Origin of the sequence: Amycolatopsis sp. NPDC023774, assembly GCF_040639695.1 — a bacterium.
GTDB lineage: Bacteria > Actinomycetota > Actinomycetes > Mycobacteriales > Pseudonocardiaceae > Amycolatopsis.
The window spans coordinates 85,426-102,026 of sequence record NZ_JBFAAJ010000008.1; the positions used below are offsets into that span (position 1 = coordinate 85,426).

Consider the following 16,601-nt stretch of genomic DNA (forward strand, 5'->3'; position numbering starts at 1 on the left):
ACCCATGTCGTCGTCGTACGTCGAAGACCCCGCCCCCGGCCACGGCTCACTGCCACCCCGCGCCGCGTTCTCCTCCGACGCGCGGTCGGTGTGCCTGGCCGGGACGTGGCGGTTCCACCTGTCGCCCTCTCCGGCGGCCGCGCCCGAGGGTATCGCGCGCGACGACTTCGACGACAGCGGCTGGGTCACGCTCACGGTGCCGGGCCACTGGCAGCTGCAGGGCCACGGGAAACCGGCTTACACCAACGTGCGCTACCCCTTTCCGGTGCAGCCGCCGCTGGTGCCGTCGGACAACCCGACGGGTGATCACCGGTTCGCGTTCGACCTGCCGGCCGCCTGGCCGGACGAGCCGGCGGTCCTGCGCTTCGACGGCGTCGACTCGTGCGCGAAGGTGTGGCTCAACGGCGAGGAGCTCGGCGTCACGCGCGGCAGCCGGCTGCCGTCGGAGTTCGCGGTGGGCCACCTGCTGCGTCCGCGCGGCAACGTGCTGGCAGTGCGCGTGCACCAGTGGTCCTCGGGCAGCTACCTCGAGGATCAGGACATGTGGTGGCTCTCGGGCATCTTCCGCGGGGTCACGCTGCTTTCGCGCCCGGTAGTTGGCGTCGAGGACTACCAGCTGCACGCCGGCTACGACCACGTCAGCGGCCTCGGCACGCTCTCGGTCACCGCGGCCGCGGGCGTGCTGCTGAGCGTGCCCGAGCTCGGCGTCGAGAACCTGCCGGCCGGCGAGACGGTGGCGCTCGCCGTTCAGCCGTGGAGCGCCGAGTCGCCGCGGCTCTACCACGGCGAGGTGCACACCGCAGCCGAACACGTCCCAGTGCGGATCGGATTCCGAACCGTCCGGATCGAGAACGGCCTGCTCGAGGTGAACGGCCGGCGGGTGCTGTTCCGCGGCGTCAACCGGCACGAGCACCACCCGCGGTTCGGCCGCGCGCTGCCACGCGAGTTCGCGCTGGCCGACGTGCTGCTCATGAAGCGCCACAACGTGAACGCGGTGCGCACCAGCCACTACCCGCCCGACCCGTATTTCCTGGAGCTGTGCGACACCCACGGCCTGTGGGTGATCGACGAATGCGACCTCGAGACCCACGGCTTCGGCGACCTGGGCTGGGCGGGCAACCCGAGTGACGACCCGCGCTGGGGCGAGGCCTACCTCGACCGCATGCGCCGCACCGTCGAGCGCGACAAGAACCACCCGTCGATCGTGCTGTGGTCACTCGGCAACGAGGCCCACACCGGCCGGAACCTTGCCGCGACTGCCGCGTGGACGAAGGAGCGCGACCCGTCGCGTCCGGTGCACTACGAAGGCGACTTCGCGTGCGAGTACGTGGACGTGTACAGCCGCATGTACGCCGACCACACGGAGGTCGATCGGATCGGCCGCCGCGACGACCCCAACGAACGCCGCAGGTCGCTGCCGTTTTTGCTGTGCGAGTTCGCGCACGCGATGGGCAACGGCCCCGGCGGACTGCTGGAGTACCGCGAGCTGTTCGAGCGGTACCCGCACGTGCAGGGCGGGTTCGTGTGGGAGTGGCTCGACCACGGGCTCGCCCGGCGCGACGCCGACGGCCGCGAGTACTTCGCGTACGGCGGCGACTTCGGCGAACAGATCCACGACGGCAACTTCGTGATCGACGGTGTGGTCCACCCCGACCGCACGCCCTCGCCGGCCCTGGCCGAGTTCGCGAAGGTCTTCGAGCCGGTGCGGATCGACGCGAGTGCCGGGGGTGTACGTATCTCGAACCACTACGACGTGGTCGGGTCGGCGCACCTGGTGTTCCGCTGGAGCTTCGAGGACGACGGCGTCGAGGTGGCGGCCGGCGAGCTCGCCGTGCCCGAGGTCCACTCCGGACAGAGCCTCGACGTGCCGCTGCCCCGGCTGCCCGACACGTCGGGGGAAGGCGTGCTCACCGTGCGAGCGGTGCTGGCGGCCGACGCCGGCTGGGCAGCCGCCGGCCACGTGGTGGCGTGGGGACAGATGCCGGTCACGCACGCTGCCGACCCCGTGCCCCCCGCGGCGGGTGCGCCGCTGCTGCGCGAACGCGGGCTCCTGCGGCTCGGACCCGGCGCGTTCGACGCCGCCACCGGCCGGCTCGTCGCGCTCGGCGGCCACCGCGTCGAAGGGCCGCGGCTGGACCTGTGGCGCGCGCCGACCGACAACGACCGGGGTTCCGACGACCCCGAAGCCGCGCAGTGGCGGGCCGCGGGCCTGCACCGGCTGCAGCACCGCGTGGCCGAAGTGGACGGGCAAGCGTCGGCGCTCGTCGTGCGGACGCGGGTCGCCCCGCCCGGGCTCGGATTCGGCATGCTCGCCGAGTACCACTGGACCGCCGACGGCGACCGGCTGCGCCTGCGTGTCGAGCTGGAGCCGGACGGCGAGTGGCCCTGCACGCTCCCCCGCCTCGGCCTGCGGATGGCGGTGCCGGGCGCGTTCGGCCGCGTCGAGTGGTTCGGCGCGGGCCCGGGCGAGGCCTACGCCGACAGCCGCCAAGCGGCGCGGATCGGCCGGTTCGCCTCCACCGTGGACGCTTTGCAGACGCCGTACGTGTACCCGCAGGAGAACGGCAACCGCGCCGACGTGCGCTGGCTGCGTCTGGCTTCCACGGGCGGCGCCGGGGTCCGGATCGAGGGCGAGCCGGTGTTCGACTTCACCGCGCGGCGTTGGACTTCGGAGGATCTCGACGCCGCTCGCCACACCGTCGACCTGGTGCCCGGTGAGCTCGTACACCTCAACCTCGACCTGGCCCAGCACGGGCTCGGCACCGCCTCCTGCGGGCCCGGCGTGCTGCCGCGCTACCGCCTGCACGCCCAGAAAGCAAACCTCACGCTCACGTTCTCCCCGATCACACCCCGAGGAGCCGCCCGATGACTGGCGTGCCCGAGGTCCGCCTCGTCCCGCACACACTGGGACCGTGAGTGGTACGAGCCGTTCCAGCGCTTCCGCCTGCGCCTGGTCGACCTGCTCGACGAGATCCTCGACCACGCCGAGGCCGACCCGCGGTTCCGCTTCACGCTCGACGGGCAAGTGGCGGCCGTTGACGACTACCTCGAGATGCGCGGCGAGAACCGCGACCGGGTGGCCGCGCCGGTCGCGTCCGGGCAGCTCGCGGTCGGGCCGTGGCAGATCCTGCTCGACGAGTTGCTCGTCTGGGGCGAGAACATCGTGCGCAACCTGGAGCTCGGCTGGGCGCGCGCCACCGAGCTCGGCGGCGTGATGCGCGTGGGCTACCTGCCCGACGAATTCGGCCATCGCGCGCAGATGCCGCGGATCCTCGCGGCCGCCGGGTTCGAGCACGCGTGCGTGTGGCCGCGGAGTGCCGTCCGGAGTGGACGGTCACGCGTTCCGCTGGACGGCGCCGGACGGCAGCTCAGTGCGGGCGGAGTACCTGGCCAACGGTTACGGCAACGCGGCCTACGTGTTCTCCGAGCCCGGCTGCTTCGCCTCCCGCATGGCCGAGCTCGGGCGGCGGCTGCGGCCGTCGTTCGGGGCCGACCCGGTGCTCGCGATGTACGGCACCGACCACTCCGCGCCCGTCAGCTCACTGGTGACGCTCGTCGCGGGGCTCGACCCGGCGTCGGTCGACGTGCGGATCAGCACGCTGGCCGAGTATCTCGGCGCGCGCGACGCCGCGGATCCTGCACTGCCCGTGGTGCGGGGTGAGCTGCGCAGCCACGCGGCGGCCAACATCCTGCTGGGTGTCCTTTCGGTGCGTCGCAGCTCAAGCAGGCGATGGCCCGGGTGGAGCGGCTCGTGGAGCGCTACGCCGAGCCGTTCGCCGCGCTGTTCTCGGCCGAGTGGCCGCAGCGGTTCCTGGACCTGGCGTGGTGGCGGCTGAGCGACGCCTCAGGGCACGACTCCGTGACCGGCTGCGGGGTCGACGACACGGCGACGCGGGTGTTCGCACGTATCAGCGAGACGGGCCACCTCGGGCAGGCGGTGCGCGAGCGCGTGGTCGGCCCGCTCGACCGGTCCGTGGCGCGGGATTCGCCGCGGGTGCTCAACCCGACGCCCGCGGCTCGTCGCGACCTGGTGACGCTGGACGTCGAAACGCCGTGCGACGAGGTCTCGCTGGAGCTGCCCGACGGCACGCGCCTGCCCGCTCAGGTGGAGGCGCGCAGCGGACTTGCTGCACGAGGAAGCGACTTCCTCTCCGCCGCCTCGGCCGCCCATCGTGCCGTGGCAGCGGCAGGTCCGACCACGGCCGAAGGAAGGGTTCGGGCACACCACCTGATGGGGTGACGGCCGCGGTCGGAGAAACTGTCGTACCCGGATGGTCTCCTGAATCCCGAAGCGGCCCTCACCCCGGGGCGCCGCCGGAAACCCAAGGAGAACACCATGGCCGGAGACACGGTCGTCACCATCGTCGGCAACCTCACGTCCGACCCGGAGCTGCGCTTCACCCCGTCCGGCGCCGCCGTCGCCAACTTCACCGTCGCATCCACCCCGCGCACCTTCGACCGCGCCTCCGGCGAATGGAAAGACGGCGAAGCCCTCTTCTTGCGCTGCGCCCTCTGGCGCCAGCCCGCGGAAAACGCCGCGGAATCCCTCACCCGCGGCGCGCGCGTCATCGTCCAGGGCCGCCTCACCCAACGCTCCTACGACACCAAGGAAGGCGAACACCGCACAGTCGTGGAACTCCAGGTCGACGAAATCGGCCCCTCCCTGCGCTACGCCACGGCGAAAGTCAACCGCGCCAACCGTTCCGAGCCGCCTGCCGGCGATTCCCCGGAGAGTTCGGGCCGGTCCGACAACCCGTGGTCCCCCGCCGCCCCGATTCCGGTCACGGCGAACGCGGGGGATCCGCCGTTCTGACGTTGCCGGCCGCGAACGGTGATGCGCGCCGGTCGCCCCGGCCCCGTGCCGGCGCGGTCCTGCGATGGCGCCGGGCGAGCTGTGGTGGGCTGCGGTGCCACGATGGAGGCTTCGCCGCCGCGCTGCTGGAAGGAGGAATTACACCCACGCCCACATGGAACACGCGACGCGACGCAGCACGCGGATCAGTTGCGACGACGCCGCTTTGGTGCTGAGGCAGCCAGTCTCAGCGCCTCGCCTCGACCACGGGGCGTGCCGGATCGCGCCACCGGACGTCAAGCAGCAGCCGCGACCCGCTTGATGCTGACGCAGCCGGCACCGGTACCACGTCTCGCCCGTTGGTGGGTGGGCTCGAGGCACCGTCGGCTGTCTCGGATCAAAGGCGACGACGCCTTTTGATGCTGGGATTGCCAGACTCAGCACACCACGCGGCCGCTGGTGCGAATCGGAGCGCACCGCCGGCCGTCGCGACGCCGCTTGATGCCCACGCAGCCGGCCCCGGCGCTCCGTCTCAACGGTTGCGAGAGCGAGTTCGAGCGAACCATCGGCCGGCTCGGACCACAGGGGACTTCCGGCTTTTGGCGCTGCGGTTGAGATCCTCAGCACCCCGCCCCGACCGATCAGGCGAACCGGAACGCGCCCATGGGCGGTCAAGCAGCAGCTTGGACGCCGCTTGATGCTGAGGCAGCCAGCCCCAGCACCCCACCCCAACCGGCACGGCAGGCTTGAGCGCGCCGCCGGCCGTCGCGAAGGCGTGGCGGCCAGCTGGTGGCGCCGAGCCCACTGCAGCCGAGGCGGCCTGCACCGTCGCTACTCCTCAGTCCACGCGAGATGGCGCAGCCGGCAATCAGCGTCGCCGGCGCGGCGGCCGGGCCTGCCTCGTGGCCGCCGTGCCGGAGCCCGGTGGGCTGTCGCGGCGGTGCTGCCGCCAGTTGGCGGCGGTCACCCCACCACCGCGGCGACGGGCGTCCGAGATCCGGTGCCGCCGTATCTCTCCACACAGGACGGTCGGGGTCGTCGTCCGCCTGACCTCAGCGAAGTTCGGCGAGCATGGCCTTCAGGATGCGGCTCAGGGTAGCCGCGTCCTCCGGGCTGGTGGCCGAGGAAAGGAGTTCCGCAAGGCCCGCCGCGTGGTCGGTGAGAGTCGCGTCGATGACGTCGCGGCCGGCAGGGGTGAGGGTGATGCGGAAGCTGCGGCGGTCAGCCGGATCGAGGCTGCGCTCGACGTACCCCGCGGCCTCCAGGCGGTCGAGGCGGTTGGTCATACCGGCGCGGGAGGTCATCAACGCGGCGGAGAGCTCGGAGGGGGTGAGCGTGTAGGGCGGGCCTGTGCGGCGCAGAGCGGCGAGCACGTCGAACTCGCCGGGGCGCAGGCCGTGTTCGGTGAACACGCGTTCCACCGCGGACTCGACCACCCGGGTCAGCTGGGCGAGCCGCCCGAACACGTCCATGGCGGACAGGTCGAGGTCCGGCCGTTCCTGCCGCCACTGCGCGATGACCTCGTCGACGGCATCGCAAGAGTCACTCACACTCGAAGTCTAGGCGAATGAAAGGAGCACCCACCGCCAGAGACACCCCCCGAAGCCGGCGCGACCCTACCCGGCTTCACCCGCGCGGTCGGCAACCCCGAGCCGCAGGTGCTCGCTGTGGTAGACGGCTTCGTCGAGCAGCTGGGCGACGTGGCTGTCGTAGAGGCTGTAGACGATGCTGCGGCCGTTGCGGGTGCCGACGACCAGCCCGAGGTTGCGCAGCAGCCGCAGCTGGTGCGACACCGCCGACTGCTCCATCCCGACCGCGGCCACCAGGTCGCCGACGGCGAGGGGTTGTTCGCGCAGCGCGCTGAGGATGAGCAGGCGGCTCGGGGTCGCGAGCGCCTGCAGCGTGGTGGCCACCGCGGCCGCGGTGGTCGCGTCGAGCGGTCCCGCGGGGCGGCGGCGCCCTTCGACCCCGTGTCCCATGGAGAGGAGACTAGAACACCACAGGAGACATGAACATATCTTCATTCGTTCTGCTACCGTGCCGGGCATGGACAGCGCTGGACACGGGCATGGGCACGGGCACGGCCACTGGAGCCGGCTCAAGCACGCCCTGAAACCGCACAGCCACGAGTCGGCGGAGCTCGTCGACGGCACGCTCGAGGCGAGCCGCTCCGGGATGCGCGCGTTGTGGCTGTCGTTCGCCGGGCTGCTGGCGACGGCGGTCGCGCAGCTCATCGTGGTCGGGTTCACCGGGTCGGTCGCGCTGCTCGGCGACACGCTGCACAACTTCGCCGACGCACTGACCGCCGTGCCGCTGGCCGTCGCGTTCCTGCTCGCGCGGAGGCAGGCGACGCGCCGGTTCACACACGGGCTCGGGCGCGCCGAGGACCTCGCGGGCCTGGTGATCCTCGTGGTGATGGCCGGGTCCGCGGTGCTCGCGGGGTACGAGGCGATCGACCGCCTGCTGAACCCGCGACCCATGACAGGGGCCGGGTGGGTGGCGCTCGCCGGCGTGATCGGTTTCGCCGGCAACGAGCTCGTCGCCCGCTTCCGCATCCGCGTCGGGCGGCGGATCGGGTCGGCCGCGCTCGTCGCGGACGGGCTGCACGCGCGGACCGACGGGTTCGCAAGCCTCGCCGTGGTGCTCGCGGCAGGTGGGGCGCTCGTCGGCTGGGCGTGGGCCGATCCGGTGGTCGGCCTGCTCATCACGGTGGCGATTGTGCTGGTGCTGCGCGACGCCGCGCGCGAGGTGTTCGGTCGGCTGCTCGACGCCGTCGACCCGCACCTGGTGGACGACGCCGAACACGCGCTCGCCGAGACTCCCGGCGTGCTGGGCGTCGACGTGATCCGGCTGCGCTGGATCGGCCACACCCTCGCGGCCGAGGCGGAGGTGTCGGTCGACCCGGGCCGCACGCTGGCCGAGGCGCACGGCATCGCGCACGCCGCCGAGCAACGCATGGCGACGGCCTTGCCCCGGCTCGCGCGGGCGTTGATCCACGCGCACCCGGCGCATGACGTCAACGTCGCTCCCGCGGGCGTCAAGGAACCGTGAGTGCCGGGGGCGGGCCGGGCAGTGCCGTCGCACGCTGGGGTTCGTCAGGGTGCCGCGGGGAAGAGGGCGTGCGGTGAGTGATCTCGGCGGTGAGGTGCTGCTGGTGGGCGTGTTCCTCGCGTTCGCGGTGGTGCTGCGGGGGTTGCAGTGGTGGCTCGGCCGCGACCGCGGGCTGGCACACACTCAGCAGCAGTGCTCGCCACGCCGGGCCTGGCTGCCTCCCGCACCACCATCGCCGCGATGACCCGTGTGACGACCGGATCGGCCCAGTACCAGCCGAACAGCGTGGTGAGCCGCAGCCCGGCCGGGCAACACCGCCGAGAGGCAAACGCACAGCAGAGTCTGGCTGGAGCCGGCCACGGCGCTCGCGGAACCGAGCTCGCCGCCGGCCCTGCGCCGCGCACCCGCCTGGGTGGCCGCCGGTGACCGCGACGCCGGCACGGTCCCGACGGCCCAGTGCCCCGGCGCGCCCCGCACCAGCGCCCCGACGGCGTCGGCCACCAACGCGAAGAACGACACCGCGATCACTTTCAGCGCCGCGCGCTCCGACCGCTCCCGATCCACTCCGGCGAACTGCCACGCCACGCCGCCGTAGACGCCACCTCCACCACCCAATCCAGTCGAACCCCACCGGCGCGCCGAGGTCGCCGCATCCTCGACAACCACGGCCTCGACCACATGGGACACGACCGTCGCCGCCACGGCCACCGCATCCGCCGACCCAGCACGTGCCGCCGCGCCTCCGACACCGCCGATCACCCGAGGCCGCCGTCTCCGACGCACAGCAACCGGTGCCGCCGCTGCACACGCCGACAGCCACGGGTTCGACCCGCGCCTCGTGGCCCATCACGCCACCTCCACGCCGGGCCGGTCCTCACGAACACAACCGGCTGCAAACACGCGCCGACGGTCGACAGAAACTTCCGGTGCAGTGGAACAGCAGCCGACTCGCCGCGGCTCTCGGCGACAGTCGCCGCGTCCGGGCGCGCCTCGCTGCCCCACCACCGCGGGCCCGCTCCCGTCCGGAACCTCCGGGCGCGCCACCGGGCCGAACGAGACCCCCGGCGCGAGCCGTGGCTCGGGAGTCATCGGGCGGCTTCCATCGCGGGCACGGCCTCGGCCGCGCAGTCGGCTGGCGGGGCGCCCGCGAGGAGGACCTGCGTCAGTTCGGCCACGGCGTGAGCCAGGTGAGGCGTAGCAGAAAATGGCGGCCCGCGTCGGCGGCGAAGACGAGGATGCGGCAGCGCGTATCGCGGCCAGGGCGCAGCCGACCCAGCGAGGGCTGATTCGGGTTTCGCGGCCCGGCCCGCGTCGACCAGCACAGACGAGGCTGGTCTATTCGACCGTCGCCGAACAGAACTCCCGGAACACCCACGACCATGCACAACAGGCCAGACCTCGGCAGAGGCGAGCTCCGAACGCCGTAAGCTCTCCACCCTGTCCGCGAAACCCGCGGAGTCCCCAACACAAGGAGACCGATGTCCTCGACCGTGTCGGCGTCCGGTGGAGTTCGGCGGGTCGCGGCGCGCGTCGCGACGGAGGTGTTGGCGCCGTGGGTGTGGGTGCTGGGGTTGCCGCTTGCCGTGGCGTGGGAGGTGACCGGGCACCGGGTCGGGGCGACGGTTCTGTGGGGCCTCGTCGTGGGCGTCACGGGATCGCTGATTCCCATGGCCGTCATCGTGCGCGGGGCGCGGCGCGGGAAGTGGGACTCGCACCACGTGACGAACCGCGCGGGGCGGGTGGTGCCGTTCGCGGTGTGCCTCGGCTCGCTGGCGGCGGGGTTCGTGGCGCTGATCGTCGGTGGGGCGCCTGAAGAACTGGTCGCGCTGACGGCGACCGAGCTGGCTTGCCTGGTGGTGGCGGTGGCGATCACGTTCGGGCTGAAATTCAAGATCTCCATCCACGCCGAGGTCGCCGCGGGGGCGACGGTGATGCTCGTGTGGGTGTACGGGCCGTGGCTGCTCCTGCTGGTGCCGTTCGTGTTGTGGGTCGCGTGGTCGCGCGTGGAGCTGGGCGACCACACGGCGGCCGAGGTGACCGGCGGTGTCTTCGTGGGCGCGGTGGTGGGCGGCGCCGTCTACTTCGGACTCCTGGCCGCGCTCTCGTAGACTGTCTGGCGTGGACAACCTCCTCGGCGACTACCTCCGGGCGCGGCGCGGCCTGCGCCGCGAGGAGCTGGCGCTGCTGGCCGGAATCAGCAGCGACTACTACGTGCGCCTCGAGCAGGGCCGCGACCAGAACCCGTCCGCGCAGGTCCTCGACGCGCTGGCCCGCGTGCTGGGCCTCGACGACGACGCCACGAACCACCTCCACAGCCTCACCGCTCCCGCGCCCCGCCACCGCCGTCGGCCCCGCGCCGGTCGTGCCGCCGAGCTGATCGGCACATGGCCGGCCACACCCGCGTATGTGCAGGACCGCGTCACCAACGTCCTCGCCGCCAACGCCGCCGCCACCGCGCTCTCGCCGCACTACGTGGCCGGCCACAATCTCCTGCGCGAGGTGTTCCTCGACCCGCCGAGCAGGACTTCCGCGTCGACTGGGACGAGACGACGGCCGACGGCGTGGGCGGCCTGCGCGCCTCACTCGGCCGCGACGTGGGCGACCCCGCCGCCCCCGAGTTGATCACCGAGCTCTCCGCGAGGAGTGAACGCTTCCGCGAACTGTGGTCCCGCCACGACATCAGGCCCCGCACCGGCCACCTCGTCCGCTTCCGCCACCCGGCCGCCGGCCCCCTCGACCTCCACAGCGACAAGCTCACCCTACCCGGCCCCGACGCGCTGTCGCTCGTCGTCTTCCACGCCGTGCCGGGCAGCCGCCACGCCGAGGCACTCGCCTCGCCGGCCAACCTCGTCGCCAGCCAGTAGCCGCGGACAAGCACTGCTGCGGGCGGATCCCGCATACCCAGGCCCGCCCGCGGCGGCGACTCGGCTCTCGAACTCCCTCACCGCGCCGACCTCACGCTCGATCACGATCCCGACGAGAACCGGCCGGGTTTTTCCTGCGCGCCCGCTGCAGCGACGAGCGCAGGGCGGCGGCTCGGGGCCGTGGTCAGCGCTCGCGTCCGGACAGCTCTTCGACGACTTTCAGCAGCGCCGAGTGGTCCAGCGAGCCGTGGCCCATTGCGCGCCCGGCGGCCACGAGCTGGGCGACCAGCCCGGTCAGCGGAAGCGCTACGTCGGCCTGGCGCGCGGCCGCGAGCGCGATGCCCATGTCCTTGTGGTGCAAGTCGATCCGAAAGCCCGGCTGGAACTGCCGCGCGACCATCGACTTGCGCTTGAGCTCCAGGATCCGGCTACCGGCGAGCCCGCCGGCCAGCACGTCGAGGCCCGTGCCCGCGTCCACCCCGGACGCCTCCAGCAACACGATCGCCTCGGCGACCAGCCCGTAGATGCCGCCGACCACGAGCTGGTTGGCCGCCTTCACGACCTGGCCCGCGCCGTGCGGTCCCACGTGGACGATCGTCTTGCCGAGCACCTCGAAGATCGGCTTGGCCGCCTCGAAGTCCGCGGCTTCGCCACCGACCATGATGGACAGGGCGGCCTGCTCCGCGCCCGCCTGACCTCCGGAGACCGGCGCGTCGAGCACCCGGATGCCCTTGCCGCCACCAGCCTTCGCGACGGCGATCGACGTCTCCGGCCGGATGGTGCTCATGTCGGCCAACAGCGTGCCCGGCTTCACGACGTCGAGAACCCCGCCCGCCGCCAGCACCACCTGCTCGACCTGCGGGTGGTCGGGCAGCATCGTGACCACCACGTCCGCCTCGGCCACCGCGTCCGCCACGTCGGACGCCGCGCGCCCGCCCGCCGCCGTCAGTTTCGCCAGCGCGTCGGCGCTCAGGTCGAAGCCACTCACGTCGTGTCCCGCACCGGCCAGGTGCGCGGCCATCGGCGTGCCCATCACGCCGAGGCCGATGAAGCCCACCTTGCTCATTTGTCTCCCCTTCGCTCTTCCGGCAGCCAGGCCAGCGACGCGAGCGTCGGGCCGTCCGGTTTGTACTCGATCCCCACGTGCCCGCGGTAGCCCGCCGCCTCCAGCTTTTCCAGGTGTCCCTGCAGGTCGAGCTCCCCTGTGCCCGGCTGGTGCCGGCCCGGCGCGTCGGCGATCTGCACGTGCCCGGTGCGCGGGGTGTACCCGGCGATCACGGAATCGAGGTCGTCGCCGTTCACCGCCAGGTGGTAGAGGTCCGCCAGCAGTCGCACGTTGTCCAGCCCCAGCCGGTCCATGACCGCCACGGCGTCCGCGGCCGTCTTGAGCGGGTAGGCCGGGGCCCCTGACAACGGCTCCAGTACCAGCTGAGCCCCGATCTTGCCCGCCGCCTCGGCGGCCGTGGCCAGGTGCTCCAGAGCCAGCGCGTCCTGTTCGGACGGTGCGACGCTGTCGAGCCGATTGCCGTACAGCGCGTTGAAGCTGCGGCAGCCGAGCCGCTCCGCGATCCCGACCGCGATGGTGAGGCTCACGGCGAACTCCGCCTCGCGTCCGACCCACGACACGAGCCCGCGCTCGCCCGCGGCCATGTCGCCGGCAAACAGGTTGAGCCCGGTCAGCTGCACCCCGGCCTGCTCGATGGAGCGCACGAACTTCTCGACCTCGACCGGGCGCGGGTCGGCGCTGTCGAACGGCCACCAGTACTCGACCGCGGTGAAACCCGCTGCCCGAGCGGCCTGCGCGCGCTCGAGCAGCGGGAGCTCGGTGAACAGGATCGACAGGTTGGCGGTGTAGGGCAGCGAGTGCCGCACTCCGGCGGGACCGGTCATCGGATACCTCGGCTCATCGAATTGCCTCTGGTCTAATTTCGCTGTGTGGAATCTTTCTTCCGCATATCGAGACTAGTCGTCCAGGCTGTGCCCGGTCAACGGGCTGCGGACACTTCGCGGCCGACGAGGTCGCCACTCGCGCGCGCGGCGAGGTCCACCACGGTGTCGACGGTCGGCTCCAGCGCGCAGTGCGCCCGCGCGTCGCGGAAGCAGCGTTCGAGCACCGGGTCGCCCGGGTAGCCCGAGCACAGCCGCAGCGCCACCTCGGTGGTCACCGTGACGGTTTCCGCGGCGGTGAGCCAGAGGTGGAAGAACTTCGGCAATGCGTGCGCCGGATCCCAGCTGTACGTGGCGAACGCGTCGGCGGCCAGCACCCGCACGGCGGAAGCACGCAGGCGCAGACGTGCGAGATCCGCTCCGGCCCCGTCCCGCGAGACCCGCTCGATCGCCGCCTCCGCGAGACCCAGCGCGACGGCCGCGCCAAGGCCGAGGAACCACGGCAGCGCCAGGTCGAGCACCACCTCGGCTCCCTCGCCGTCTCGTCCGAGGACCGTGTTTTCAGGCAGCTGCACAGGATCCGCACACACGGTGGTGATCGCGCTCGCCCGCAGCCCCAGGCCGCCGCCGGCAGCGGGGACGAACAACCCGGGCGCGTGGCCGGGCACGAACCACACGGTCGCGGCGCCCCGGCCGCTCGCCGGCCGGCTCGACCACACGTAACTGTCGGCCTCCCCCGCCGCGACCACCCCGGCCTTGCGACCGGTCAGGTCGACGACTCCGCCATGGGAACCGGCCACGCCGTCCGGCGCGAGCAGGCGGCTGCCGGGCCCCGCGTCGACCAGCGCCAGCGTGCTGAGGTGGCGGCCCGCGGCGAGTTCCGCGCGCACGGACGGGTCCGCGTGCGCCTCCAGCACCGCGACGGCCGCGAAGTGCGAACGCAGCACCGTGGCCGTGCTCGCGCACGAACGCGCCACCACCTCGACCACCCGCGCGGCTTCGGCCAGGCCGTGGCCGCCCCCGCCCAGCCGCCGCGACGCCGTCAGCGCCAGCACGCCCTTGCGGCTCAACGCGGCCATCGCCCCTCGCGGGAACCGCGCGAGCCGGTCGGCCTCGGCCGCGGCCGGTGCGATGACGGAAGCCACCACTCGGGAGATTTGTTCGACAGAAGGCACCATTGCCCCCTTCGCTCAGGGTTTTCGGAAGGAGAAGAACGCACGGGACCCGCCGTCCGCACACGTCGGCCGGTGGCGGCCGGGGCGGGGACGGCGGGTCCGGGGCAGGCGGGTCGGGGCCGCCGTCAGGTGTTCTGCACGTGCTGCCAGCCGAAGCGGCCCTTGATGCAGAGGTTGCCGTAGGTCACGGAGCTGTCGTGCGGGCTGGTGACCTTCACGATCTCGTTGTCCTGCACGTGGAGCGTGAGATTGCAGCCGACCCCGCAGAACGTGCACACCGTGGTCGTCTGCGTCTGGGCGGACTCGTCCCAGCTGCCGTCCTCGCGTTTGTCGTGCTCGGTCTTGAAGCTGAGCGCACCCGTGGGGCAGACCTCGACGCAATTTCCACAGTAGACACACGCGCTCTCGGGCAACGGCGTCGCGAACTCCGTGGAGATCCGCGCGCCGAACCCGCGGCCGGCCACGGAGATCGCGAACGAGTTCTGCCACTGGTCACCACAGGCGTCCACGCACTTGTAGCACAGGATGCACTTGCCGTAGTCCCGGACGTAGAGCGCGTTGTCCACCTTGACCGGCTGCCGGACGGTCGCCGCGGTCAGGCCGTCGACCGGCTCGTGCTCGCCGGGCAGCGCGTCGTCGCGTTCGTCGGAAGGCGGCGCCGGCGGGCCGAACCGCTCGGGGTCGGCGCCCGTCTGCGCCATCCACTCGGCGACGCCGGGAGTGGTCGAGAGGTCGGTGGCCGAGCCGAGCAGCTCCAGCACCACCTTGCGGCTCGTCCGCGTACGCTCGGAATCCGTGTGCACGACCATGCCCGGCTCCGCCTTGCGCGAGCACGACGGCACCAGCGTCCGCGAGCCCTCTACCTCCACCATGCAGACCCGGCACGCATTGGCGGGCTTCAGGGTGTCGCCGTAGCACAGCGTGGGGAGCTCTTTCCCGGCCGCCGAGCAGGCGTCCAGAATCGTCGCGCCTTCCGGCACCCGGACGGTCTCACCGTCCACAGTGAACTCGACCAGCCGCTTGGGTAGTCCGATGTCCACGACCGTCATCGCTGCCCTCCGTCCAACGCACCCAGCCGCTCGACGGCCGACTCGATCGCGTTCCACGCCGTCTGCCCCAGCCCGCAGATCGACGAGTCCCGCATCACCTGTCCGACCTCCCGCAGCAGCGCGAGGTCGTCGGCACCAGTACTCAGCTTCCGGCCACCGACGATGCGGCTCACCGCCTCCTCCTGCCGCACCGTCCCGATGCGGCAGGGCACGCACTGCCCACACGATTCGTCGCGGAAGAACGACGCGATGCGCAGCAGGAACCCGCCGAGGTCGGCCTGGTCGTCCAGCGCCAGCACCACCCCGGAACCGAGCGTGGTACCGGCAGCGCGCGCGTCCTCCATCGTGAGCGGCAGGTCGAGCTCGTCGGGCCGAACGAACCCGCCGGCCGCACCACCCAGCAGCACCGCCCGCAGCTCGCGGCCTTCCGGCACTCCCCCGGCCAGCTCCAGCAGCTCGCGCAGCGTGGTCCCGAACGGGACCTCGTACACGCCGGGCTTGCGCACGTTGCCGGACAGGCAGAACAGCTTGGGCCCGGCTGACTTCTCCGTGCCGATCTCCCGGTACGCCGCGTACCCGGCGGTCAGGATCAGCGGCACGTTGACCAGGGTCTCGACGTTGTTCACCACCGTCGGCTTGCCGAACAGGCCCTGCTCGGTCGGGAACGGCGGCTTCGACCGGGGCTCCCCGCGGAAGCCCTCGATCGAGTTGAAGATCGCCGTCTCCTCGCCACAGATGTAGGCACCGGCGCCCCGGCGGATCTCGATGTCGAACGAGAACCCCTCGTGGCCCATGATGTCCACGCCGAGGAACCCGCGTTCACGGGCGACGTCGATCGCGTTCTGCACCAGCCGGCGCGCCCGGGGGTACTCGCCGCGCAGGTACAGGAAGCCACGGGTGGCGCCGGTGGCGAACCCGGCGATCGTCATCGCCTCGACCAGCGCGAACGGGTCACCCTCCAGCAGCACGCGGTCCTTGAACGTGCCGGGTTCGCTCTCGTCCGCGTTGCACACCAGGTAGTGCGGCAGGGCGGGCTGGCGCGCCGCGCCCTCCCACTTGCGCCCGGTGGGGAACGCGGCGCCGCCGCGGCCCATCAGCCCGGAGTCGGTGACCTCGCGGATCACGCCGTTCGGGCCGAGCCGCAATGCGTTGCGCAGCGCGGCGTAGCCACCGGTGGCGCGGTAGTCGTCGAGGCTTTCCGGGTCGACAGCCCCGACCCGGCGCAGCAGCCTCAGCGACTCCCGGTCCGGCTGGTGCAGCACCGGCGCGGCACCCTCCTCCGGGGAGGGAGAGCGGCGCGCGGCCAGCACCACGGACGCGCCGGTGGCGGGCGCGAGCAGTTCGCTGCCCGGCGGGTCACCGGCTTCGAACGCCAGCGCCGCGGGCGCCTTCTCGCACACCCCCAGGCACGGGCTGCGCAGCCACGTCACACCGCCGCGCGCCTTGCCCGCGGGACCGACGTGCTCGGTGAGCGTGTCGCACACCGTGTCGGCCCCGTTGACGCGGCAGGCGAGGTCCGTGCACACGTGCACCACGCGTTCCGGCCGTTCGGTGAGCGAGAACAGCGAGTAGAAGCTCGCCACGCCGTACGCGTCGGCCGGCGGCACGTGCAGCTTCTCGCAGATGTAGTTCAGCGCGCCCTGGCTGATCCAGCCGACGCGGTCGTTCACCGCGTGCAGGGCCGGCAGCAGCTGGTCGCGTGCGGCGCCCTCGGGCAGCGCGTCCACGGCCGCGCGTTCTTCGAAGGAGGCCTTGGCGTCGAGGAACTGGAGATCCATCCCCG

The 16,601-nt window shown here is 72.3% G+C and carries 14 protein-coding genes and 2 pseudogenes; 8 read left to right on the forward strand and 8 right to left on the reverse strand.

Annotation, left to right across the window (positions count from 1 at the left end):
* Nucleotides 1-4: 4 nt before the first annotated feature.
* The 5 genes and pseudogenes from AB0F91_RS19390 (at nucleotide 5) to AB0F91_RS19410 (ending at nucleotide 4,813) form a co-directional block, all read left to right on the forward strand.
* Nucleotides 5-2,869, forward strand: a complete 2,865-nt coding sequence (locus tag AB0F91_RS19390; RefSeq protein WP_360598919.1) for a glycoside hydrolase family 2 TIM barrel-domain containing protein — start codon at nucleotides 5-7, stop codon at nucleotides 2,867-2,869.
* A pseudogene (locus tag AB0F91_RS19395) lies at nucleotides 2,870-3,292 on the forward strand (hypothetical protein); the annotation flags it as partial.
* A 34-nt stretch (nucleotides 3,293-3,326) separates the two neighbouring features.
* Nucleotides 3,327-3,836, forward strand: a complete 510-nt coding sequence (locus tag AB0F91_RS19400) for a hypothetical protein (protein WP_360598920.1) — start codon at nucleotides 3,327-3,329, stop codon at nucleotides 3,834-3,836.
* On the forward strand, nucleotides 3,752-4,240 hold the full coding sequence (locus AB0F91_RS19405; protein WP_360598921.1) for a hypothetical protein: 489 nt from the start codon (nucleotides 3,752-3,754) through the stop codon (nucleotides 4,238-4,240). The genes AB0F91_RS19400 and AB0F91_RS19405 overlap by 85 nt, the downstream gene beginning before the upstream one ends.
* Nucleotides 4,241-4,336: 96 nt before the next feature.
* Entirely contained in the window at nucleotides 4,337-4,813 is a 477-nt protein-coding gene (locus AB0F91_RS19410; RefSeq protein WP_360598922.1) for a single-stranded DNA-binding protein, read from the forward strand.
* Nucleotides 4,814-5,844: 1,031 nt separating this feature from the next.
* Here the strand turns inward: AB0F91_RS19410 and AB0F91_RS19415 are convergent.
* Both AB0F91_RS19415 and AB0F91_RS19420 read right to left on the reverse strand, forming a co-directional pair.
* Nucleotides 5,845-6,342 carry a MarR family transcriptional regulator gene (locus tag AB0F91_RS19415; RefSeq protein ID WP_360598923.1) on the reverse strand — a complete coding sequence of 166 codons (498 nt, stop codon included), beginning with the start codon at nucleotides 6,340-6,342 and terminating at the stop codon, nucleotides 5,845-5,847.
* 66 nt (nucleotides 6,343-6,408) lie between these two features.
* Nucleotides 6,409-6,771: a metalloregulator ArsR/SmtB family transcription factor gene (locus AB0F91_RS19420; protein WP_360598924.1), complete on the reverse strand. Its 363-nt coding sequence runs from the start codon at nucleotides 6,769-6,771 to the stop codon at nucleotides 6,409-6,411.
* A 67-nt stretch (nucleotides 6,772-6,838) separates the two neighbouring features.
* Here AB0F91_RS19420 and AB0F91_RS19425 point away from each other — a divergent pair, with 67 nt between their 5' ends.
* Entirely contained in the window at nucleotides 6,839-7,843 is a 1,005-nt protein-coding gene (locus tag AB0F91_RS19425) for a cation diffusion facilitator family transporter (RefSeq protein WP_360598925.1), read from the forward strand.
* Between the two features lie 183 nt (nucleotides 7,844-8,026).
* Here the strand turns inward: AB0F91_RS19425 and AB0F91_RS19430 are convergent, their stop codons facing one another.
* Complete coding sequence (locus tag AB0F91_RS19430) at nucleotides 8,027-8,545, reverse strand: cobalt transporter (protein ID WP_360598926.1); 519 nt, start codon at nucleotides 8,543-8,545, stop codon at nucleotides 8,027-8,029.
* Between the two features lie 776 nt (nucleotides 8,546-9,321).
* On the opposite strand from AB0F91_RS19430, the gene AB0F91_RS19435 reads away from it, so the two are divergent.
* Together AB0F91_RS19435 and AB0F91_RS19440 are read left to right on the forward strand one after the other, a co-directional pair.
* Entirely contained in the window at nucleotides 9,322-9,951 is a 630-nt protein-coding gene (locus tag AB0F91_RS19435; protein ID WP_360598927.1) for a hypothetical protein, read from the forward strand.
* A 10-nt stretch (nucleotides 9,952-9,961) separates the two neighbouring features.
* Nucleotides 9,962-10,707: pseudogene (locus tag AB0F91_RS19440) on the forward strand (helix-turn-helix transcriptional regulator).
* A gap of 184 nt (nucleotides 10,708-10,891) precedes the next feature.
* On the opposite strand, the gene AB0F91_RS19445 reads toward AB0F91_RS19440, so the two are convergent.
* The 5 genes from AB0F91_RS19445 to AB0F91_RS19465 form a co-directional block, all read right to left on the reverse strand.
* On the reverse strand, nucleotides 10,892-11,773 hold the full coding sequence (locus AB0F91_RS19445) for a 2-hydroxy-3-oxopropionate reductase (RefSeq protein WP_360598928.1): 882 nt from the start codon (nucleotides 11,771-11,773) through the stop codon (nucleotides 10,892-10,894).
* Complete coding sequence (locus tag AB0F91_RS19450; RefSeq protein WP_360598929.1) at nucleotides 11,770-12,597, reverse strand: TIM barrel protein; 828 nt, start codon at nucleotides 12,595-12,597, stop codon at nucleotides 11,770-11,772. Before AB0F91_RS19450 ends, AB0F91_RS19445 begins: the two co-directional genes overlap by 4 nt.
* Before the next feature lie 95 nt (nucleotides 12,598-12,692).
* Nucleotides 12,693-13,772 carry an acyl-CoA dehydrogenase family protein gene (locus tag AB0F91_RS19455; RefSeq protein ID WP_360598930.1) on the reverse strand — a complete coding sequence of 360 codons (1,080 nt, stop codon included), beginning with the start codon at nucleotides 13,770-13,772 and terminating at the stop codon, nucleotides 12,693-12,695.
* 122 nt (nucleotides 13,773-13,894) lie between these two features.
* Complete coding sequence (locus tag AB0F91_RS19460; protein WP_360598931.1) at nucleotides 13,895-14,818, reverse strand: 2Fe-2S iron-sulfur cluster-binding protein; 924 nt, start codon at nucleotides 14,816-14,818, stop codon at nucleotides 13,895-13,897.
* Nucleotides 14,815-16,596, reverse strand: coding sequence for an NAD(P)H-dependent oxidoreductase subunit E (locus tag AB0F91_RS19465; RefSeq protein WP_360598932.1), 1,782 nt, complete (start codon nucleotides 16,594-16,596; stop codon nucleotides 14,815-14,817). Before AB0F91_RS19465 ends, AB0F91_RS19460 begins: the two co-directional genes overlap by 4 nt.
* Nucleotides 16,597-16,601: the final 5 nt, after the last annotated feature.